Source organism: Mesorhizobium subarcticum (assembly GCF_055456085.1).
The window spans coordinates 335,027-355,782 of sequence record NZ_JBVBEG010000002.1 but is presented as its reverse complement, the minus strand read 5'-3'; the positions used below and the strand labels follow the sequence as shown (position 1 = coordinate 355,782).

Annotated in this window: 18 protein-coding genes and 4 pseudogenes; 8 read left to right on the top strand and 14 right to left on the bottom strand. The window is 57.2% G+C overall.

Features of this window, described 5'->3' with window-relative positions; translation table 11 throughout:
- Positions 1–35: 35 nt before the first annotated feature.
- The 4 genes and pseudogenes from ACZYHG_RS33550 to ACZYHG_RS33535 form a co-directional block, all read right to left on the bottom strand.
- Positions 36–1,205 (bottom strand): YcaO-like family protein, encoded by a 1,170-nt coding sequence (locus ACZYHG_RS33550; RefSeq protein WP_464615288.1) that lies wholly within the window; start codon positions 1,203–1,205, stop codon positions 36–38.
- Complete coding sequence (locus ACZYHG_RS33545; protein ID WP_183454955.1) at positions 1,195–1,992, bottom strand: nitroreductase family protein; 798 nt, start codon at positions 1,990–1,992, stop codon at positions 1,195–1,197. Before ACZYHG_RS33545 ends, ACZYHG_RS33550 begins: the two co-directional genes overlap by 11 nt.
- A gap of 17 nt (positions 1,993–2,009) precedes the next feature.
- Positions 2,010–2,858, bottom strand: coding sequence for an McbB family protein (locus tag ACZYHG_RS33540; protein WP_464615287.1), 849 nt, complete (start codon positions 2,856–2,858; stop codon positions 2,010–2,012).
- A 115-nt stretch (positions 2,859–2,973) separates the two neighbouring features.
- Positions 2,974–3,146, bottom strand: a pseudogene (locus ACZYHG_RS33535) (phazolicin family TOMM bacteriocin).
- Positions 3,147–3,380: 234 nt separating this feature from the next.
- On the opposite strand from ACZYHG_RS33535, the gene ACZYHG_RS33530 reads away from it, so the two are divergent.
- The 3 genes and pseudogenes from ACZYHG_RS33530 to ACZYHG_RS33520 all read left to right on the top strand — a co-directional run bounded on the left by ACZYHG_RS33530 (position 3,381) and on the right by ACZYHG_RS33520 (position 5,942).
- Complete coding sequence (locus ACZYHG_RS33530) at positions 3,381–4,139, top strand: ABC transporter transmembrane domain-containing protein (RefSeq protein ID WP_464615286.1); 759 nt, start codon at positions 3,381–3,383, stop codon at positions 4,137–4,139.
- Positions 4,102–5,100 (top strand): ATP-binding cassette domain-containing protein, encoded by a 999-nt coding sequence (locus tag ACZYHG_RS33525; protein ID WP_464615285.1) that lies wholly within the window; start codon positions 4,102–4,104, stop codon positions 5,098–5,100. Before ACZYHG_RS33530 ends, ACZYHG_RS33525 begins: the two co-directional genes overlap by 38 nt.
- Positions 5,101–5,335: 235 nt before the next feature.
- Positions 5,336–5,942: pseudogene (locus tag ACZYHG_RS33520) on the top strand (IS6 family transposase).
- A gap of 127 nt (positions 5,943–6,069) precedes the next feature.
- Here the strand turns inward: ACZYHG_RS33520 and ACZYHG_RS33515 are convergent.
- Positions 6,070–6,942 (bottom strand): phosphonopyruvate hydrolase, encoded by an 873-nt coding sequence (locus ACZYHG_RS33515; protein ID WP_464615284.1) that lies wholly within the window; start codon positions 6,940–6,942, stop codon positions 6,070–6,072.
- Positions 6,939–8,156 carry a pyridoxal phosphate-dependent aminotransferase gene (locus ACZYHG_RS33510; protein ID WP_464615283.1) on the bottom strand — a complete coding sequence of 406 codons (1,218 nt, stop codon included), beginning with the start codon at positions 8,154–8,156 and terminating at the stop codon, positions 6,939–6,941. Before ACZYHG_RS33510 ends, ACZYHG_RS33515 begins: the two co-directional genes overlap by 4 nt.
- Positions 8,157–8,687: 531 nt before the next feature.
- Here ACZYHG_RS33510 and ACZYHG_RS33505 point away from each other — a divergent pair.
- From ACZYHG_RS33505 to ACZYHG_RS33485, 5 genes and pseudogenes are all read left to right on the top strand, one after another.
- Positions 8,688–8,915 carry a hypothetical protein gene (locus tag ACZYHG_RS33505; protein ID WP_464615282.1) on the top strand — a complete coding sequence of 76 codons (228 nt, stop codon included), beginning with the start codon at positions 8,688–8,690 and terminating at the stop codon, positions 8,913–8,915.
- A 101-nt stretch (positions 8,916–9,016) separates the two neighbouring features.
- Complete coding sequence (locus ACZYHG_RS33500; RefSeq protein ID WP_464615281.1) at positions 9,017–10,348, top strand: IS1380 family transposase; 1,332 nt, start codon at positions 9,017–9,019, stop codon at positions 10,346–10,348.
- Positions 10,349–10,350: 2 nt separating this feature from the next.
- Positions 10,351–10,977, top strand: a complete 627-nt coding sequence (locus tag ACZYHG_RS33495; RefSeq protein WP_464615280.1) for an aminotransferase class IV — start codon at positions 10,351–10,353, stop codon at positions 10,975–10,977.
- On the top strand, positions 10,964–11,188 hold the full coding sequence (locus tag ACZYHG_RS33490) for an aminotransferase class IV (protein ID WP_464615279.1): 225 nt from the start codon (positions 10,964–10,966) through the stop codon (positions 11,186–11,188). Before ACZYHG_RS33495 ends, ACZYHG_RS33490 begins: the two co-directional genes overlap by 14 nt.
- A 39-nt stretch (positions 11,189–11,227) precedes the next feature.
- A pseudogene (locus ACZYHG_RS33485) lies at positions 11,228–11,940 on the top strand (IS6 family transposase).
- A 246-nt stretch (positions 11,941–12,186) separates the two neighbouring features.
- Here the strand turns inward: ACZYHG_RS33485 and ACZYHG_RS33480 are convergent.
- The 8 genes and pseudogenes from ACZYHG_RS33480 to ACZYHG_RS33445 all read right to left on the bottom strand — a co-directional run.
- Positions 12,187–12,672: pseudogene (locus tag ACZYHG_RS33480) on the bottom strand (transposase); the annotation flags it as partial.
- A gap of 605 nt (positions 12,673–13,277) precedes the next feature.
- Complete coding sequence (locus tag ACZYHG_RS33475) at positions 13,278–14,384, bottom strand: aminotransferase-like domain-containing protein (protein ID WP_464615278.1); 1,107 nt, start codon at positions 14,382–14,384, stop codon at positions 13,278–13,280.
- Positions 14,371–15,498 (bottom strand): alpha/beta fold hydrolase, encoded by a 1,128-nt coding sequence (locus tag ACZYHG_RS33470; protein ID WP_464615277.1) that lies wholly within the window; start codon positions 15,496–15,498, stop codon positions 14,371–14,373. The genes ACZYHG_RS33475 and ACZYHG_RS33470 overlap by 14 nt, the downstream gene beginning before the upstream one ends.
- A 22-nt stretch (positions 15,499–15,520) precedes the next feature.
- Positions 15,521–16,795 carry an extracellular solute-binding protein gene (locus tag ACZYHG_RS33465; protein ID WP_464615276.1) on the bottom strand — a complete coding sequence of 425 codons (1,275 nt, stop codon included), beginning with the start codon at positions 16,793–16,795 and terminating at the stop codon, positions 15,521–15,523.
- A gap of 72 nt (positions 16,796–16,867) precedes the next feature.
- A complete protein-coding gene (locus ACZYHG_RS33460; protein ID WP_464615275.1) occupies positions 16,868–17,704 on the bottom strand; it encodes a carbohydrate ABC transporter permease in 837 nt (278 codons plus the stop codon).
- On the bottom strand, positions 17,701–18,657 hold the full coding sequence (locus tag ACZYHG_RS33455; RefSeq protein ID WP_464615274.1) for a carbohydrate ABC transporter permease: 957 nt from the start codon (positions 18,655–18,657) through the stop codon (positions 17,701–17,703). The genes ACZYHG_RS33460 and ACZYHG_RS33455 overlap by 4 nt, the downstream gene beginning before the upstream one ends.
- On the bottom strand, positions 18,654–19,829 hold the full coding sequence (locus tag ACZYHG_RS33450) for an ABC transporter ATP-binding protein (protein ID WP_464615273.1): 1,176 nt from the start codon (positions 19,827–19,829) through the stop codon (positions 18,654–18,656). The genes ACZYHG_RS33455 and ACZYHG_RS33450 overlap by 4 nt, the downstream gene beginning before the upstream one ends.
- A complete protein-coding gene (locus tag ACZYHG_RS33445) occupies positions 19,826–20,731 on the bottom strand; it encodes an alkaline phosphatase family protein (protein ID WP_464615272.1) in 906 nt (301 codons plus the stop codon). The genes ACZYHG_RS33450 and ACZYHG_RS33445 overlap by 4 nt, the downstream gene beginning before the upstream one ends.
- Positions 20,732–20,756: the final 25 nt, after the last annotated feature.

Here is a 20,756-nt window from a genome sequence, read left to right as displayed (position 1 = left end):
GTAAGTTAGAGGGGGGCAAAACCTCCCTCTCTCTTTCATGAGAATGGCAGCGGCTCCAGCCTTCCGGTCCCCGGCGCGCAGAACAGATTGATCCAATCATTCTCATTGTTATTGCCCTCACCAGGGCTCATGTGAACAAAGAAGTCGGGGGAGACGACACGGCAGAACCACACCTTTGCGCCGGAGACCGTGATGGCCTTCTCGTAGACGTAGATGTTGTGAGAGACCGAGAGCAGGCTATCTTTCAGCGTTCCTTTTTCGATTTCGGGGCCGATGTGGAGGGGGGCAACCCGCACCTCTAGTTCGAAATCCGGCCTGTTGGCCGCCCTGAAATCTGCTTTTAGTTTGTCGCTTCCATACTCGTGCATGCCAAAGAATTCCATCTGCGGAAGCAACAGCGAGGTCTGCCATACCTCAGTAAACGCCTTCAACACCGCGGTCTCTGCGTCGTAGTCTGCGGCACAGCCGCATGCGAAATTGATAATGTCGTCCTCCTTGCGTGACCGGTACTCGGCAAACAGCACTGAAACGCCCTTCAAAAACGAGATGTCGTACACTGTAACAGAACCCTCCCGCGTCATCTGCCGGCAGGTGGTGCCGGCTTTGCCGCGGCCGAGGAGATTTTCGTAAAGGGGCGCCATCTTGTTGCAGCGTCGCGACACCCACATAGCGGTTGTACATTGCCGTTCAACGAATTCTAACAACGCCGATCGGAACGCCGTGGCGCGATCCGGGTGAATAGCACTGCCGGAGGTGTCGCGCACCGGCAGAAAATCAGCGTCGCGACAGCCGCTGAACCTGTGCAGAGAAAGATAGACGGCAGGATATAGGCAACGTTCGCCCGTCGAAAACCGCTGCACTTCGACAAGGTTAAAGGCGTGTTCCACGAGATCTTCTTTGGAGATATCGGGTTGGCAGGTCTGCAGCAATACACCTTGGAGGGCCACTTGCTCCGCGTTTGAAAGTCCCATCTCGTGTAACCGCCCGGTATGGGTCGGCTGAATGGTACGAAAAGCGGCGTACCGTTCCAAATATTCCCCAATTGCCTTGATATGTGCGTCGCCATCAAAACCAAAACCATGCCCGTTGACCGCAAGATGGTCGACAGCGGAGAAAACGGCAGGTTCGTAAATAGAGGCAGGGTAGCTTGCCGACAGGCGGAATCTCGGCGTCTTTAGGTCGAAATTGCGGAAGCTATTGGACATTCGCATCTCCCGGAAAACCAAAGGCTTGAATGGCAGCGGGGAGAAGCAACCTGCTGTCCAGGCCACAGGTCTTGGTAAACTCATACTCGGAGAAGCCGGCCAAGACGCGCGAAGCAATCCCGTTTTCCTGAGCTACAGTTGTGATGTGATGATACATCGAACCGATCTCTAGTAAGGCAAGCCGGTAGCCCCGCGACCTGTATTTGAAGGTCGCTTTCTTCAAATTGATGAAGTAGGCGACGTAGAAAACGGCCCCGTTAATGGTGGCGATGGCATTGTACCGATCCTGATCAAATTGCGCCGGCAGCAGTTCGAAGCGGTTGCTGCCCGGGAGGTAATGCGCGACAGAAAATGGAGGTATGCCCTCAACCATTTCGCTGGTTACTACGATGGCCTCAGCGCTATAGAGCGCGCCGCCGGATGGATATGGCCTGCGTCCTAAGCCATCCGCTCCAATTGCCTGGCCCAGGATCGAGGCAATCTTTTCGAATTCCACAATACCAAGCTGCCCTTCCTTCAGGGACGGCCAGCGTGAAACGGCTGTCTGCGTTGAGGTGGAGTGGCCGGTGACGATGTGACTGAAATGAGAAAATCGAGATTCCTTAGTCTCTGCGAGAAGTAGAGTTTCCTTCGAAAGAAACGGCGCACTGATGCGTTGTTCCAGAGTGGACCCTGCGCAGGTAAAACAATGATGGTGAAAGGTGCGAACAGTATGTTCGACGTCAGGGTCGACGAATTGGCTTGTAAAACCGATCTGGTTCAAAGCTGATATGTCGTTGGTCGGCATGGCATCTGCTCCCTCGTTCAAATGGTTCGCGGTTCCGCACTGTAGGTGGAATGGGCTCCTCGATGGCGCTCAATGCGACCCGTATCCAGATTCATCTCAATAATGGTGCTGAGGTCATCGGGGAAAAGCGGCGCAACGCCGTCGGCAAGGAGGGGGCGCAGGCGCGTGTATAGGAGGTGTAGTGCTGCTGCCGCTTCTATCTCTAACGCAGCGAACGTTGGAACTGAGAGCGAGTTGAGGGCATAGGGGTCAGAAAGGAAGAAGTCGGCCCAACTGGTTGGCTTGAAGCCTGGGTTTCTGTCGAGACCGGCCAGGTTATGAAGGCCACTGAAATGGTCAGGCAAGCCGATCGACGCTGAGTAGAACCCGTCAATGACAAAGTGTCGAAAAACAAAATATGCGTGGAGTACGATGCACTCAGGGCTCCGCGCACATGCGGCGTAGATTTCCCGCGCCGTGGTTGAAGAATAGGCGGCTTGAATCGCAACAAGGAAGGTCGGATTGCCTATGAGCGCCAGGTCGTCAACCGAAGTGCAGGTTATGGCGTCGTTGTTCTCAATGCACTTCCCCAAGGATCGCGAAATCTCATCCGAAGGGCAATAGATCACAACGCTTTCATCGGATTTCATGCGACGCAGAACTTTGAGCTTGGTCAGGAACTGCTCCGCTGCATCGATGGGCAGGGCATTGCGCTCCAGAATTTCCGAGACACAGTGTTCATCGATGTACGGCCGTATCGATGAAAATTCCCGCAGAGCCGCTGCAAGATTGGCATCGCTAATCGAAGCGGCCCCGGTCGGCGTGAACAGTTTGCAAACCCCGTCAATGTCGGCGGGCTCAAGCACAAACGGCGATATTGTGTACATAGTTTCCGATCCTAGAATGGCGACAGCGGTACCGATGCAGTCAATTGTTCTGCATGCGTGTGCTCGTGGTCACCCCGGCGCTCAGGATGCTGGCGCCGGGGTGGGCTTGGTCAGATCAGGCGGTCTGGCCGCAACGCGACGAGCCGGAAGACTTGCCCGATGCGCCGCTGCGGCTGGAGCTGTCGCAACGTGAGCATGCTGCTGCCGGGCGACGCCCGGAGTGGCGTCTTCGTCATCGAGGAATTCGATTGCCGTACCAAACTGCGGAGGGTTCAGGTTCTGATTCATAGGAATCTCCTTCTGTTAGCGCACCGCACCTCGCGGTGACGGTCGATTCATAAGATATAACTCCGATTTGTCAATGTGTATGTTTCAATGTATATTGTGATTCGACCAATCTGTGTTTAGCTATACATTGGTAGTCATTCGGTTGTACATGGTAACGGTGGTTAGATGACAGATCTATCAAAGATACTACAGGTCGTATTCCTGGTAATTACGCAAAATCGCAGGCAAAAGGCATTGCTTGCGCTGGTGATCCTAACCATTGCGGCGACAGCGGTAGGTGCTGCGATCTTTCCGGTGTTCTTTTCACTGGGTATTGATGCCCTCACAGAGGGTAACGGACGGATCAATGCTGCCGTTACCTACATCCTCTCCTTCGGCATAGGCTTAACGCTGGTTGGAATCCTTGAACAAATCCAGTGGCTTACCTTCGGGCCCATGAATCTGAGGCTCCAACGCAACTTGACTACCCATGTCTTTCAACATGCCGTCTCGTTACCTTACTACCGTCTCAAGACCTACACGACCTACGAGATCGGCCGTACGATAGAAAAGGGTTTGGATGCCGTCAGAGACATTACGTCGAATCTGACGTTCGTTCTGATCCCAACGATCATCGAACTGGGAATCGCGGCGTCGGTGATTGCCTTCATGATTGATTGCTGGATCGCAGGGTTTCTTGTCGTCGCACTGTTCTTGTACGGGTTCATCGCAAACATCGCTGCCCGGCGCATTCGCTCGTCGACGGAAGAAGCCATGGAAAGCGGCATCGATGCCTGGAGCTTCGGCCTCGACGGGGTGGCAAATGCCGAGCTGGTTCAACAATCGAATTTGGGTTCCGAATTCACCAGCAAACTTGACGACAAACTGAAAGTGAACGATCGGGCCTGGGCAATAACGTTCCGACAGAGGGCCTACTATGGTGGTCTCCAGGCGCTCGTCTTCGGCTTGGTCGTACTTGGCGTATTTGTGGCGCGGCGGTGTCAATGCCGGTGAGGGTATTCTCAGCATCGGGGAACTCGTCCTGCTGAATACCTACATTATTCGACTGCTGCAGCCGGTCGAAACGTTTGCACGCGTTTATCGTGACGTGCATGCGGCCCTCGGGGAGGCCCGACTTCTTGCCGATCTGCTGGCAGTCGACGTTCCGGCACCAACGAAGGTCCTGCTGCCGGCGGAAAAGCAGCCTTTCACCCTGGAACTTCGCCATGTTTCAATTGATGTCGCTGACCATCCGGTGTTGTCCGGCCTTAGCTTCAGTGTTCAGCCGAAGGAACCGCTCTTCATCGTGGGCCCGTCGGGTGTTGGGAAAACCTCTCTTCTCAAGCTCTTATCCTGCCTTACCATGCCGAGCGATGGGGCGTACATGATAAACGGGAAGGCTGTTTCGGACGAAAATGCAAGCGCGCTGCGGGAAGACATCGCCGTGGTACAGCAGGACTGCCTTTTGTTCGATTGGACGATCCGGGAGAACATTGCCTTCGGCTATTCCGGACCGAAAACGGATATCGACGAGGTGATTTCCATCCTTGGGCTGACAGACGTCATTAATCGGCATGAGGCGCAAGCCGAATCAACGGTGGGAGAGCGCGGCAATCGATTATCTGGCGGTGAGAAACAGCGTGTGTCGCTTGCCCGTGCCCTACTGAAAAAACCGCGTCTGCTTCTTTTGGACGAGGCCACAGCTGCGCTAGACGAAGTTAACCGGAAGCGCGCTCTGGCTGCCATTGAGACGCTTCAAAAAGACAACTCCAGCGTGTTCATTACCCATGACCTCTCGTTGATAAAACCAATGTCACGCGTTCTCTTTCTTTGCGCGTCCGACACGGCCTTTTACGGCATGCAAAACGAATTGCTGGCCGAAAATCCGACATATCGTCAGTTCATAGAAGGAATAGAACGCAACAGTGATGTGCCTGCCGGCGTGTCCAAACCCGATAATGGTGAGCGCGCTTAGGCGCGCTCCCTGATTGGCGCTGTCACGTTGTTCAGCGTTAACGGATTGACGATAGGCACCGGGCATGTCTGAAGCTGCCGCTACAAGAACCATCGCTTTCCGACCGAGATCATTGCTCACGCCGTTTGGCTCTATTACCGATTTCCCTTGGGCCTGCGCCATGTCGAGGAAAGGTGCTGTCACATTGATTTTGGCTTAACGGTTTGACGATAAGTCAGGTTGGCATGGTCGAAGCATGCGCCACCTGCAAGAACCATCGCTTCCCGATCGAAATCGTTGCTCATGCCGTCTGGCTTTATTACCGGTTCGGGCTGAGCCTGCGCGATGTTGAAGAAATGCTGCTGGAGCGGGGGATCGTCGTCTCCTACGAGACCATCCGCCGCTGGGGAAAGAAGCACAGTCCCGATTATGCACGTCGCCTGCGCCGCAAGGCGCCATCGAAAGACGATGTCTGGCATCTTGATGAGGTAGCCGTGCGCATCAACGGCAGGCGGTGCTGGCTGTGGCGCGCCGTCGACCAGGACGGCTATGTGCTGGATGAGATCGTGCAGACCCGCCGCAATACCAAGGCGGCCAGGCGTCAGGTCATGCCCGATATCGAGCACCGGTCGCACAAGGGCCTCAACAACCGGGCGGAGAACTCTCACCTGCCGTTTCGAAAGCGGGAGCGAATTCGGCAAGGCTTCCGCAGCATTGGCTCCCTTCAGCATTTCGTCTCCGTCTTCTCCGCCATACGCAATCTCTTTGTCCCCTCCCGCTCAAACAGGTCCGCCACGCAGATCCGAACTCACCGCCTCAATGCCATGGCAGAATGGAAGGCCGCGGCGTTGCAGATTGCCTGAAAACAGCTGTGGGCTTCCGCGCGTCCACCCTTCAAACAATGTGACAGCGCCGGGCATGGAGATGAAAGATGCGGGCTCGCGTCGTCAGGACAGCCCATCGCATCCGGGTTCCACTCTGGTTACGGGTTCAGCGCAGGAACCGTTTCTCTTCCGCTTTCGCCATCTCCATCCCCTGCAGGCGGAATATCTCTTCGACCGAGACAATGTCGCTGTTCACGTTCTGAATTCCGCCGTCTCTCCGGATGCGGGCAAACACATCCTTCATAGCCGTCACCGAAGCGCGGATGGCGTGATTGCCGTAGATGACCATGGCGATCTTGCCGAGCTTGCGGATGCGCTCCTCGTTCATCTCGGGGTATGCGGTCGGAACAATGACGATCGGCACCTTGCCCGACCAGGCCCGCACAAAGCTCTCTACCTCGCCGGGGTCTTTCTGCTTGGAGTGAATCAGGATCATGTCGGCGCCGGCCGCCTCGTATGCGGCCGCGCGCGTCAACGCCTCTTGCTCGCCGAGCCCGGCGATCAGCGCCTCGGTGCGCGCGATGATGAGGAAGTCCGGATCGGCTCTGGTGGCCAGTGCAGCTTCAACCTTGCCTTGGAACTCCTCAATGCGCACGAGCTCCTGGCGGCCGTCGGCGACGAGGCTGGTGACCTTTGGGAAGCTCTTGTCTTCAATGACCACCGCGGATGCGCCGGCACGCTCGTACTGTTGAATGGCGTGGATGACGTTCAGCGCATTGCCGAAGCCGGTGTCGATGTCGGCGACGATAGGCAGCGTGCTGCGGTCGGCCATCGCGCGCACCATGTCGAGGTGTTGCGTCATCGTGGTCAGGCTCATATCGGGCACGCCATAGAGAGCGGAAAGCTCAAATCCTGACGCCCATAGGCCATTGAAACCGGCTTCCTCCGCCAGGCAAGCCGACAGGGGGCTGTGCGCCGCCATCACATGAGCAAGGCCGTTTTTCGCAATGGTGTCCTTGAGGTTTTTGCCCCGGCTCATGCTGCTTCATCCTGAGAGAGTTTCGAACATGCAGCGATGATGCGATCGCATGCAGTGGTGAGATCCTCGATCGAGGATGCATAGGAAATGCGAATGTAGGGAGATGCCAGGAATCCGGATCCAGGTACGACTGCGACGCCCGCGTCTTCGAGCAGGTACATGGCGAAGTCGGTGTCAGTCTCGATCACCCTTCCCGCTGCTATAAGGCGGCCCAGGATGCCGGCGCAGTTGGCAAAGACGTAAAAGGCCCCGTCCGGCACGGTGCAGCTCAATCCCGGAGCCGCGTTGAGTCTTTCAACGACCAGGTTGCGGCGTTTTTCGAACTCGGCCCTGAACACAGGAACGTAGCTTTGGTCGCCGGCGATCGCTTCGATTGCTGCGTACTGCGAGATCGTGCTGGTATGCGAAGTTGTCTGGCCCTGAATGACGTTGATGGCTTTGATGAGCTCGATCGGGCCTGCTCCATAACCGACACGCCAACCCGTCATCGCATTGGTCTTGGAGACACCGTTCACGGTGATAGTGCGATCGAAGAGGTCGGGAGCGGCGTTTGCCATCGTCGCAAAGCGTGCAACTCCGTAAACAAGCTTCTCGTAGATATCGTCTGACAGGATATAGACGTGCGGATGTCGCCGCAGGACGTCGGCGAGCGCAACCAATTTGGCCTCGCTGTAAACCGCGCCCGTGGGATTGCTGGGCGAGTTCAGCATCAGCCATTTGGTGCGGGGGGTGATTGCGTTCTCAAGCTTCTCCGGCGTCAGCTTGAACCCGTCTGCCTCGAGGCAGTCTACAATCACGGGCTGGCCGCCAGCCAGACGCACCATGTCGGGATAGGACACCCAGCACGGTGCGGGAATGATGACTTCCTCACCGGGTTCCAGGCTCGCAAAGAGAGCGTTGAAGACGACCTGCTTGGCACCGCATCCGACCGTGATCTGGTCGATCGAATAGCCGAGGCCATTCTCGCGTGCCAGCTTGTCTCGAATGGCCTCCCGCAGCGGAACCACTCCCGCCACTGCGGTATATCGGGTTCGACCATCACGGATCGCCTGGACACCGGCGTCAGCCACATTGAGCGGCGTATCGAAATCGGGTTCGCCCTGACTAAGGGTGATGACCTTGTGACCTTGTGCCTTGAGTGCGGCCGCCCGTGCCGTCATCGCCTTCGTTTCGGAAGGGCGGATGGATTTGAGACGGCTTGAAACAAGCGACATAGACAACTCCGGCAGTGCGGGTCGTGCATGGCGCATGCGATTCAGAAAGGCGCTACGGGACCATGGCACGACACCTGGGAAATGCGATCATGAAGCCCGCGGAGTTGCGATTGAGCAAACCCAGAAATCGAATGTGGAGATGGAAACATAGCATTATTCGATACTTGCAGAATCCCGGCCCGATCTTTCTTGCCGCTGAGGCGCCTGCCTGCGACAAAATTCCGCGCCAGGTTTTCGCGTCGACCGCCTATCGCGGTACGTCAGTCAGTAATGTCATCTCCCTCCTCTACGCAAAAGGAACTGATCCATCGGATAATATCGTTTCGTGATCGTAATATGCGATAGTTGTCACAGATATGTCGTGGACGGCCATTACTCAGCGTCGCACCGCGGTTCCTCCGGTAGCCCCGCGAAAGCGAAAGGCCAAGAAGATGAGAATGAAACTACGCACCACCCTGGTCGGGACAATCTTCGCTGCGTCGCTGCATGGCTCGGCATGCGCGGTCGAGGGGCTATGATTTCCGGACGCCAATGATGACGAGCGACTCTTTAGGGGTCGGCCGGATCACGTATCTGAACGGGGTCTATATTCCGCTGGAGCAAGCGCGCGTGCCGATATTCGACCGGGGCTTCAATCTCGGAGATGGAGTTTATGAGGTCACAGCATTCGTCAATCGCTGCATGGTCGATTTCGAGGCGCATTTGTCCCGCTTACGCTCATCGCTTGCGCAGGTCGGCATCCTTGTCGATCTAGCCTGAAAAATTCATGGGGGTTGGTGGATGTGGCGCAAGCCGTTGAAATGACTTAGGATTTGGTTGCTTAAGCCGATCCGAACCATTTCCCGGAGACCACACCCACCATGAACGATCTTACGCTGCCGCTGAGCGGTTTGTCATCAGTCGGCGGCAAGTCCGTCGTCGCCCGTTTCGACGGCGGCATGCTGTCGTCCAACAGCGGCGTTCTGGCTTTGGCCGAGGTGGAAAAGCGGTTGCGGGTGGCCGAGCGTCTGGCGCGTTGCATCGACGATCCGCGCTGCCCGGACCAGGTCGTCCACAGCCTGGCGGACATGATCGGCTTTCGCATGAAGATGATTGCCGCCGGCTACGAGGACGGCAACCGGCTGCGCCGCGATCCGGTCTTCAAGATGGCCCAGGATGCGCTGCCGTCGGGTCGGGATCTGGCGTCGCAATCGACGCTGTGCCGGCTGGAGAACCTGCCCGGCGTGCGGGAGCTGGTTGCGATGGGGCGGGCGATGGTCGATCTCTATTGCGCCTCGTTCCGGCAGGTGCCGAAGCGGATCGTACTCGACATTGACGACACCTTCGACGCTGTGCACGGAGGCCAACAGCTTCGCCTGTTCAATGCCCACCATGACGAGTACGGCTTCCAGCCGATCGTAGTGTTCGATGGTGCGGGACGGTTCGTCAGCGCGATCCTGCGACCGGCCAAGCGGCCGAGTGGGGCTGAGATCCGCCCCCACCTGCGCCGTCTGGTGCGGGCGATCCGGATCAACTGGCCGAACATTCGAATCCTGCTCCGCGGCGATAGCCATTATTGCAGCCCGCAGGTCATCGACTGGTGCCGCGCCAACGACGTCGACTTCATCTTTGGCCTCGCGCCCACCACGACCCTGCGCAAGCATGTCGCGGATCTGGAGGCCAGCACGACGGCGCGCTTCGAAGCGTCGGCCAAGACAGGCAAGGTCCGCAGGTTCAAGGAGTTCGTTGACGGCGCCGCTAGTTGGAGCCGCGTCGAGCGCATCATCGCGCGGGTCGAGGTCGGCGCCCAAGGTGCCGATACCCGCTTCGTCGTCACCAACCTTGCCGGTGGCAAGGCCAAGGCGCTCTACGAGGATGTCTACTGCCGGCGCGGCGCGGCCGAGAACCACATCAAGTCGTGGAAGACGCATCTTGCCGCCGACCGCACATCCTGCACCAGAGCGACGGCCAACCAGTTCCGGCTATTCCTGCATGCCGGTGCTTACTGGTTGATGTGGGGCTTGCGGGCCGCGATGCCGAGGCGCTCGAGCTTTGCCGTCGCCCAATTCGACACGCTGCGATTGCGCCTCATCAAAATCGCTGCGCGGGTGGTCGAGATGAAATCGCAAATCCGCCTGCACCTGCCGACATCGTGCCCCGACCAGCGCATCCTGCGCATCGTCCTCGATCGCATCCCCCAACTCGCGACATAACGATGGGGCGCAGACGCCCCGAAACGAACCCGTCTGACCGCAACCTGCAAACCCCCGCCTGCCATCACGACGGAGCAATTCCGGCGCCTGACGAGGCGCGTGGAAAAGCACCGCAACGGCGACCACAGCGTCGCTTCAGGCCGTCAAAAGCTTATCGCCGTGCATTAAGGCGGCTAGATGACGCGGACTGGCAAGCAATCCATCACCGTTTGATCTTTGAGAATCCTGTCGATACCGGAACTGTCTACATTCAGGTCACGCGGGGTGTGATGGAACGTGATTTTGTGCCGAGCGAAGGTCAGCCGCCGACCATCCTTGGCCTTGTCCAAGCAAAGGCGCTCGATACGGACCCAAGGCTTGCCACGGGGATTTCGGCGGCCTTGGTCGAAGACCTCCGATGGAAGCGTCGCGATATAAAGTCGACTTCCCTCCTGGCACAGGTTCTGGCGAAGTCGAGAGCCCATGAGATGGGAGCTGGAGAGGCAATCCTCCACGAGGGCGGGGTTGTTACGGAAGGAGGGTCAACCACCGTCTTCGGTGTGGACAATCAGGGTGCTCTTTGGACGCACCCTCTAGGCCCGATAATACTCCCGGGTATCACCCGAAGGCGGGTAATTGCCCTTGAGTAAGGATTTGGGGCTCCAAGTGCGGGAAGAGCCCATCACTCTTTCCGCACTTCACCACATGTCTGAGGTGTTCCTGACAGGCGCGACGTTCTTCGTTGTTCCGGTCGTGCAGATCGATTCACAGAAGGTCGCTGAGGGGCGGCCGGGGTCCGTTGCTTTGACGCTGCAGAATGCATACTTGAATTTCGTACGACATGGCGGTGAGGCACCGTAACGTTAACCGGGCATCGATCAAAATGTGGGATCTGGCGGCATGACCAGATTTTCCCTTGATCCTCTTTATCGTCGCCACCGATTTCCGGCGCAGGTGATTGCCCATGCCGTTTGGCTCTATTTCCGGTTTCCGCTCAGCCTGCGGATGGTCGAGGATATGCTGGCAGCTCGTGGCGTCATCGTCTCTCACCAGACCGTGCGACTTTGGGCTGAGAAATTTGGCAGACACTTTGCCAATGATATCCGGAAGCGATCGGCCGGCAAGCTCGGCGACAAATGGCATCTCGATGAGGTTGTCATCACCATCGGTGGAAAGAAACACTGGCTTTGGCGCGCCGTTGATCAGGACGGGTTTGTTCTCGACGTGTTGGTGCTGCCGTCGCAATGCCAAGGCGGCAAAGCGCTTGATGCGAAAGCTTCTGAAAGGGCAAGGCCGTTCGCCGCGTGTGATGATCACCGACAAGCTTCGATCCTACGGTGCGGCGAAGCGGGAGATCATGCCAGGCGTCGAGCATCGCTCGCACAAGGGCCTGAACAATCGGGCGGAGAACTCTCATCAACCCGTCCGACGGCGGGAGAGGATCATGAAGCGCTTCAAGTCAGCGCGACATCTTCAGCGTTTCGTTTCCGTCCACGACCCGATCGCCAACCTCTTTAACGTTCCGCCACGATATTCCATCCACCCACCATCGAGAACTGCGAGCAACTGCCATGCAAGCATGGCGCCAAATCGCGCGCCTTCACGCCGAATGAACCAAAGCCTCACTCCCAGATCTTGTTTTCACAGCGTTAAGTTTACGGTGCCCAAGTAATGTTAGTACGGTGCTTTGCAGATGTGCCTTCAAGACGTTCAACTCCCGGTCCCCTCGCTGTATGAAAGGGGATGAAAATAAACGTCCTGCCTTACCGGCTACCGATGTTCAGTAGCGCTGCCGGTGATCATCAGGTGGGGGAGTTTCAAGTGACCATACCCGGGGGATTTTGACCGACCCACGGGGGCCAACTGCGACGGGATCTGGCGCCGTGCTTCTCCTCCAGCCACTGACCCGCGCCGTAGACCTGCAGGCCGGTGCTGACGACAAGAACATGCACTGGTCCCTCCGGCGCAACCTGGCGATCATGCCGTTTGTTGGGCGATTGCCATGTCCGCGCCCGACGGCTGCTCAGGGTGGTATGATCGGGGACAGCGAGCGCCAGCCCCATCAGTTGCAGCACCGATTCCAGCAAGCCTTCTGCCTGGCGCAGCCGCAGGCCAAACACAAGGCCCAGCGTCAAGGTGGTCTCGATCGCCAGATCAGAATAGCGGTGCTGGCCGCCACGTGTCTTGCGTCTTGGCGCTTGCCACCTGGACAGGGCTTCCGGCGTCACCCGCAGGGTCAAACTGCCGCGATGACGAAGTCCTGCCTCATATTCTGGCCAGTTCGTCACCCTGAACTTCATCTCCTCAATATGATGGCGGCGGCTGGTATTGTGTTTGAAAGGCATGGCTACGCTACAAAGGCTATTGCGGTGACCGCTTGCCTAAACCCACACCAATAAAAGATCCGTGCACCAACGCCCCGTCGAGCGCTACGGCGATATTTCTGTCCAAATAGAAGCGAATCGGCCGTGATCTAGAATAGCGCGCGAAATCGCAGCCCCTGCTCACTGCCCACACGGCTCGGATTGATGGTCTGGAGCCGCTCGCAGGCGGTTATCTGTCAGGCAAATACCGGAACGGCAGCGAGGGCCGGCGCAAGACCGTTGCTTTCCCGCCCATCAACGAAGAACGGGGTGGAAAATTTGTGCCCCGTGCTGGACAGCATCGCGGCGACGCACGGCGTCTCGAGGGGTCTTCGCTTGGCTGCTACACCAGCCAGTAGTGACCTCGGTCCTTGTTGGCGCTAAACGGATCGAACAGCTGGACTCGACCCTGGAACCCGTCACCAATCGAACTACTGGAATTTCCGCGCACCAAACGCAGATCTCCGGACGTTGCTACCTCATACGTTGCCGAAGCACCTGCATTAACAGGTATAGACGCGGCGGGCGACAGTATTTGTCATTGTTGTCTTTGACACGCGCCCGGCCGCAAGTTACATGTCCTCGGCCTAACTTTGCTGTTTCATGATGCCAGCCACAGTATCTAGGGCATATTTCAGATCTTCTCTGGTATCCGGACTTCCAAATACCAAACGAATGTGCCCCTCAGATGCGCCCTCTTTCTCCTCAAACACTTTCCCTGGGCGCAAGATAACGCGTTTCTTCGCGGCCTCGTCTATGAGGAACTTCTGGTCAACATCGTGAGGTAGCTCAAGCCATGAGTAAAGGCTTTCCCGCTTGGTTTTCAAGCGAAACCCCTCAAGACACTGCATAGCGATCTCTTGTCGGTCCATTGCTTCCTGTCGAACCTTTTCGGACAGATGCGCCATGGTGCCATCATGTACCCACTTTTGTGCGATTTCAGCAGAGAGTGGGGTCGGAAACCAGTATGAGGTACCGTACACCGAAGTAATGAATGACTTTGCGATGCTTGGCGTGGGAGCCACAACATAGGCCATTCTTAAGCCCGGGCCGATAGTCTTGGCGAAGCTTGTGACATGCCATGTCACATCTCCAGCCAAGGCAGCAATCGGCCTCGGTGCATCGTGCAAAAGACCGCCGTAGACGTCGTCTTCAATCAAAGTAACATTGTGTTCTCTCGCGAGCTCAGCAATCGCTATACGTCGGTCCTCTGGCATAATCGCTGTAGTAGGGTTGTGGATTGTCGGCATGAGAAATGCGACCTTGGGACGGCTTTTGGAGAAAACGTCAGCAACGGCGTCCGGCAAGGCACCTTCGTCGTCCATTTCAACGGGGAATAGCACATTCCCCCGGAAGCTCGCGATCGTCCGGAAACCGTGGTAGCTGAGGTCCTCTACTACTATACCGTCACCGGGCTTTGTGAGAAACGATAGAAGAATAGCCATCGCATTTTGCGCACTAGCCATTATTATGATTCTATCGGGATCGACGGCTTCGCCAAACCGCCGCTCCAGCCATCGTGAGGCCGCTTGTTTATCGGCGGGCAGACCGCCAAATCGATGCTCCTCGATCAGCAAGCCGCAGTTTGCGCTGGAGGCAATGTTTACGAGCGCATTACTCAATGCTTCACTTAAGCCCTCAATGGCCGGCGGGCTAGAACGGATAAGACTTATTTCTGGTCTATTGCTGGTCATAATTTTTCCTATCTGCATTTTGATACTTTACACCGGTCCGGTTGGCACCAATGGTTTGTAGTTCAGTTTCGACGCTCATGGTTTCACGCCAAAGGTCTTCAATAGCGTTTGCCGTCGCGGCGGCGCCCTTACGTCCAACGAAAAGTAAGTGCCCTCCTGCTATGCTCCGGGCGAGCCGTCGCGGAAGCAAAGCGAGTATTTCACCTAACCTGCTTACAATGGCATGATCCTGATGCGTCAAACGCCCCGCGATCACGTTCGCATTGTAAAACGACCAGTTTGACACATCCGTCAGCACATGAGCAATATCGCTAATCGACTTTGGCGAAATTACACTGCACAACGGACCTCCACGAAAGTCCATCGCAAGTAGATCGGCCTTGGCGGCTTCGTACGATACCTCAGTTTCTCGGCCGTTCCATCGCAACGTCTCCCCGTGGAGATTTAGTGGCGAGTTTCCGATGAACTCATCTGAATATATTTCAGCGGGAATGATTGTGCGTCCCTCCAACGTGTTTTGCTCCGAGAGAGACCGCATCCAGCTGTCGCTAACTCGATTGACATGGTTTTGTCTTGGATCACCGACGAACTGGCGAAAACCCTGTTCAGTTATTGGGGTTTCGTCGAGCCTGACTGGTGCAAGACCAGGTATTGGAGGAGTCGCCGCGACAGCCACAAAGGCTTCTAGCGCGATACCTCTTGCAGCAGCCCTCACGGCGAGACGGCTTGCGAAACGCCCGCCCATGCTCCATGCCACAACGACCAAACGAGGTTGTACCCTCCAAGTAATCGCCTTCTCCTCGACGAGGTCGATCAACACCTCAGTCCACCCTGCAATGTCGAGTCCGGATTCAGGATGGTCGAACACCGGATGGTCGATTGGAGGCGAAGGTACGATCACGCTGAATCCTGCACGTGAAAGCCAATAAGCTAAAAAATCTTTGGGCTCACCGCTAGGATATCCGTAAGCAATTCGCCCCAAGTGCCCCCCGCCTGTCAGAAAGAGCACCATGGGACGCCCTTTCTGACCTCGTTTCGACCAATCGAGGAACTGCATATTCTGGCTGAGTCTTACCGTCTCGCCAGGATACAATTCCCCGCGTCGATGGCTCACTGGTCTTCTCCTTCGGAGACTACTATTGATCCAGTAGGTTGCGGATATCCACCGCCATACTAGAGAGCGCGTCTTCCGGCGATGCCTTCTGCGCAATAACGGAGCGCATCCCTTCAACAATCCGCTCAGTAATCTTTACCGAGTTCGTGCCTGGGAATGCGTACCAACCCTTGAGCAATGAGACCTGAGCAAGGATCGGCCCATAATTCGGGTTCGATTTAAAATGCGCAGCAAGCTCTTCTGAATCGCGGATTGCATAGTCATTAGCCGGTATCCAGCCAGATTTTTGGGCAACAATTGTCTGGCCAGCCGCTCCGGTAGCGAACTTAAGAAACTCCCACGCGAGTTGCTGTTGCTTCGGGTCGGTCGCAAACATCATGGCGATCGAGCCCGCTGCGGGAAGTTTTGCCTCGGGTGCCAGTAGTGGAAATCCGCCCGTCGCTATAGCAAAGTGACCTACACTGGCCTCTTCAAAACGCGGGAGATTTGAGTTTGAGTCGAAAATGATGCCGACCTTGCCCGCTGCAAAAGCGGTACGCGCCTGATCTTTGGTCATATCGACTGCAGCTTGCCCAGAGATGCCGATCTCCTTGAGAATTGCCAGAGATTTTAGTCCTTCGGGGCCATCGAAAGTTATATCCGTCTCTTCGGTGTTCGTCATGTTCACGCCCTGGCTAAAAAGGAGGGCGTCCCAAAAGAAATCTCCACTGTCGTACTGGAAGACTATGCCTACGTTATTGTCGCCAAGTTGCGTAATTTTGTTGCCAATCTCGATGATCTCTTCCCAAGTGGTAGGTAGGTGTTCTGGATCGCCACCAGCCTGGGCAATGAGATCTAGATTGTAGAATACGGTAGGCACGGCAACACCGAAACCGAGGGCATACGTGTCTCCGTTAGATGCTCCGATCTCAACGGCGGACGGTGACATTGATTTCCTGTCTACACCGTCGTTTGCATCCAAAAACTGATTGAGAGGGACAGCGAGATTTCGATCTGTGTAAGGACGAATGCGGTTAGCGCCTTGAAAAGATACATCAGCCAAGGAGTTGGTCAGGGCATCACGAAGGGTAGACTGAACAAGATCATCGTAACTACGGTTAGTGTTATCCAGCTCCACTGTTATTCCGGGATGAGTTCTCTCGAATTCTTTAGCTAGCTCAACCCACATCGCATTCAGATCGGATGACGCCGCGGTTACTCGAATGTTTCCCTCATCTGCGAAAGAGGGGGTAACTGGATATGCTAGCAGCAACGCAGCTGTAACCGCTGAGAGGATAGTCTGTCGCGGTTTGTACATGTTGTTCTCCGTTCCATATTAGGTCGTTTAGAATTGTGCCGAATGGCGATCACATTTGTTGAATGACCGTGTTTACTTCACTGCCCCTCCAGCTAGTCCGGCTACGAACCAGCGTTGAGCACTGATGAAAGCAAGAAGCAGCGGGACGATTACTAGGGTTGATGCCGCCATAAGAGGTCCGTAGTCGTTCCCGGCCTCCTCGTTTTTGAACGCCATGATGCCGAGCGGCGGCGGCATCAGGTGCTCGGAGCGGACGGCAATCAGCGGCCAAAACAGGCTGTTCCAGTGCGATACGACTGAAAAAATGCCAAAGGCGATGATTGCCGGGAGCGCCATCGGCACCATGATCTTCCACACGATCGCGAACTCTGAGAGCCCATCAAGCCGAGCCGCATGGACAACATCGTCCGGGATCGTCTTGAAGAATTGGCGGAACAGAAAAATCCCGAAGGGCGACACCACATAGGGTATGATGAGCGCCCCATAGGTGTTGAGAACACCGGCATGGTAGCCCATTATGAATAGTGGCAGCGCCAGCACCTCGTGCGGCAGTAGAAGCCCGACCAGCACAAGCGCAAAGAGCAGGTTCCGGCCGGGGAAATGAAGCTTGGCCAATGCGTAGGCCGCCGGTGCGCAGACAATGATCTGGAGCGCCAGAATGGAGGCGCAGACGATGACGCCGTTCAGCATGTAGCGGAGCAAGGGCGCCTTTGTGATTGCTTGCGAGTAATTCTCCAGACCGTAGAACTGCTCTGGCCACAAAGAAAAGGACGCGCGGTAAATCTCGCCCGGCGGCTTGATTGACAGGCTGATCATCCACACGAAGGGGATCAAGATTAGCGCGCCTGTGATCAACAGAGCCGCATGGCGGAACATGACGGAAGGGAAAGCGAAGCGGAGCGTGCTCATTGGTAGTGCACCCTTCTGTCCATGATGCGGGCCTGGATCAGCGTCAGGGCTACGACGATGAATAGAAAGACTACAGCTACTGAGGCGCCATAGCCGGTGCGTAGGTACTGGAAGCTCTCGCGATAGAGTGTGAACAGCAGCATTTCCGAGGCATGACCTGGACCGCCCTTCGTCAGCACCTGGACTGTGTCGAAGGTCTCGAAGGCCCTGAGCGCCACGACGATGAAGACAAACATGGAGACCGGCCCGAGCATCGGCAGAGTGACAGTGCGCAGCCGGTCGAGCCAAAGGTCAGCGCCGTCAATGTCGGCAGCGTCATAGAGGTCCTGTGGTATCGATTTGAGCCCGGCGAGGAACAACACCATGGCAAAGCCGAGGTTTTGCCAGATGCCGATGACCGCAAGGACCGGCAGCACCGTGTTCTCGTCGCGCAGCCAATTGGCCGTCGGCAATCCGAAGACGGCGAGTGTCTGGTTGACGAGACCGATGGTGGGATGCAGCAGTGCCTCCCATGCAATCGCCATCGCGGTCAGCGTGGCCATGAAGGGCAGGAAGTGAATGGCGCGGTAGAAGGCTCGGCAAGACTTGCCGCTTTCGATCAGAAGCGCAATCACAAGGCCGAGGATGATTGTGCCGGGCACGACGATGGCGACATAGAGGATGGTGTTGATCAGCGAGGCGCGAAAGCCCTCGTCGGTGAAAACTTCCTTGAAGTTATCGAGGCCGACGAAGGAGAGACTGCTGGCGCCGAACTGCCAGTCGGTCAGGGCAATGCCAAAGACGGCGAAGACCGGCAGGAAGAACAGGACGACAAGCAGGACGAGCGCCGGTCCGGCCAATGACCAGGCCACGAATGTTTCGGCGAGCCTGTGATACCGCAGCGCCTTGCGGGTGTCGGGCCGGTCTGCCGAAGAGCCGGCAGGTTTGATTGCAGTGGAAGCGGCGCTGCTCATTGCACGTGCTCCTTCATCCGCAGCAAGGTCGCGCCCGCATCATCATTCGGGCGCAAACGTCGACCGTCGGCGCCAAACAAGAGCAGGCGCTCCGGCTTGACGCCGAGATGCAAGGTCTGTCCCGTGCCGATATGCGGCGCTCTCTCGGCAAGCAGCCTGGCAATGACGGCATGATCGTTCCCGGGAACGGCAAGATGCACAAAGAGGTCAGAGCCCATATGCTCGACAAGACGAACCGAGCCGGTCAGGGTATTCGCGCCGGCCACATCGGTGAGATGGAATGCCTCCGGACGGATGCCGAGGGTCAGGTTCGATCCGGATGAACCACCAACCTTTACTGTGAAGGTCGTGCCGGCTGCGTCGGCAAGCCCGACATCACGCAACTTCGCGTCAAGCATATTGATCTTCGGAGAGCCGATGAACTCAGCCACGCGACGATCATCGGGATTGGCGTAGATTTCCTGCGGCGTCGCGACCTGCAACAGCTCACCATCGAGCATCACGGCAACGCGATCGGACATCGTCATCGCTTCGGATTGATCGTGAGTGACGTAGACAAAGGTGACGCCCAGCCGCTGATGCAGCTCCTTGATTTCGGCCCTCATCTGGACCCTGAGTTTGGCATCCAAGTTGGACAGCGGCTCGTCCATGAGAAACACGGCAGGCTCACGCACCATGGCCCGGCCAACGGCGACACGCTGGCGCTGGCCGCCGGAGAGCTGGCCGGGCTTGCGCGCAAGGAGGTGACCGATGCCAAGCGCCTTTGCCGTGCGGGTGACATCGCGCTCGATCTCGGAGCCTGTCGCCTTCGTTCCCGATAGAAACCGGCCGATCATCGGTAGTCGCTGCCAAACCGATAGTCGCCGCATCCTGAGCGGCAGGGACATGTTTTGGCCGACAGTCATATGCGGGTAGAGCGCATAGGACTGGAAGACCATGGCGATGTCGCGCGCCTTGGGGCGAACGCCATCAACAACTCGGTCCCCGATCGCGATCGAGCCGCCGGTCTGCACCTCGAGCCCGGCGAGGATTCTGAGCAGTGTCGATTTTCCGCAACCGGACGGCCCAAGAAGCGTCAGGAATTCGCCATCGGCGATCTCCAGCGACAGATCGCGCAGCACGGATGTCGTGCCGAAGGATTTCCGGATATTCTGGATATGGATTGCGCTCACGGTGAGGTGACTCCCGCAACGGAGGCCTCGCCCGCGGTCGCACCGTCGAGATAGATCGTATCCTCTACGCGCACACGACGGAGCACCTGTCGATACGAACCGAGCCCCGTTTCCAGAACTTCGGGTACGACTTCAGGCGACTCCGTGATGCCCGCCACCGCTTCCTTCAGTACGCGGCCGGTCATCGAAGTTGGGATGGAGATCCCCAGCAGGTTCAGGATGGTCGGCGCAAAGTCGCAGATGCCGGAGGGGATGTCCGAACCGCCACCATCGGACTTGAATGCCGTTCCGGCGACGATTCCGACACAGGCTAGTTCTTTGGGGTGCAAGCCGCCGTGGACGCCGAGGCCGGAGCGACGGGCATTGTCATACCAGGTGCCGCCGACCAGTCCGAATTCATCAACGGTGTCGTCGGCTCGATAGGCAAAATACACATCGGGTGCCCGCTCGTGATCGATGAAGGCAAGCGTGCTCGCAAAGCTGCCGGGGGCAATACCCTCGAGGTCGTTGCGAGGGGCAGTGAAGATCGCGCCGCACCAAGGCTGATGGGTGAGCACTTCGACCAAGTGCGCAACCGCAGTCTCCGATCTGTCCGCAAGATAGAGTGCGCCGACCTGACCGGGCACGACCACCACGTCGACATCGACATCCGGCGCAATGCCGGGACGGAAGCCGGCGCTCCTCAATTCATCCAGCGCTGACACGCGGCTATGCGCCGTGATGTGTCCATGATCGGAAGCAATGATGATCTGGACGCCGGCGTCACGCCCATGAGCTTCCCACCAGTCAAGAACGCGACCGAACTGCGCATCACAGAATGCGATAATGTCGCGCGTCGTCGCGGAACCAGTGCCATGGAAATGTGAGGTGGTGTCGGGTTCGCCGTAGGAAATGATAGTCACATCCGGCTGCAGCCTCGGCCAGACG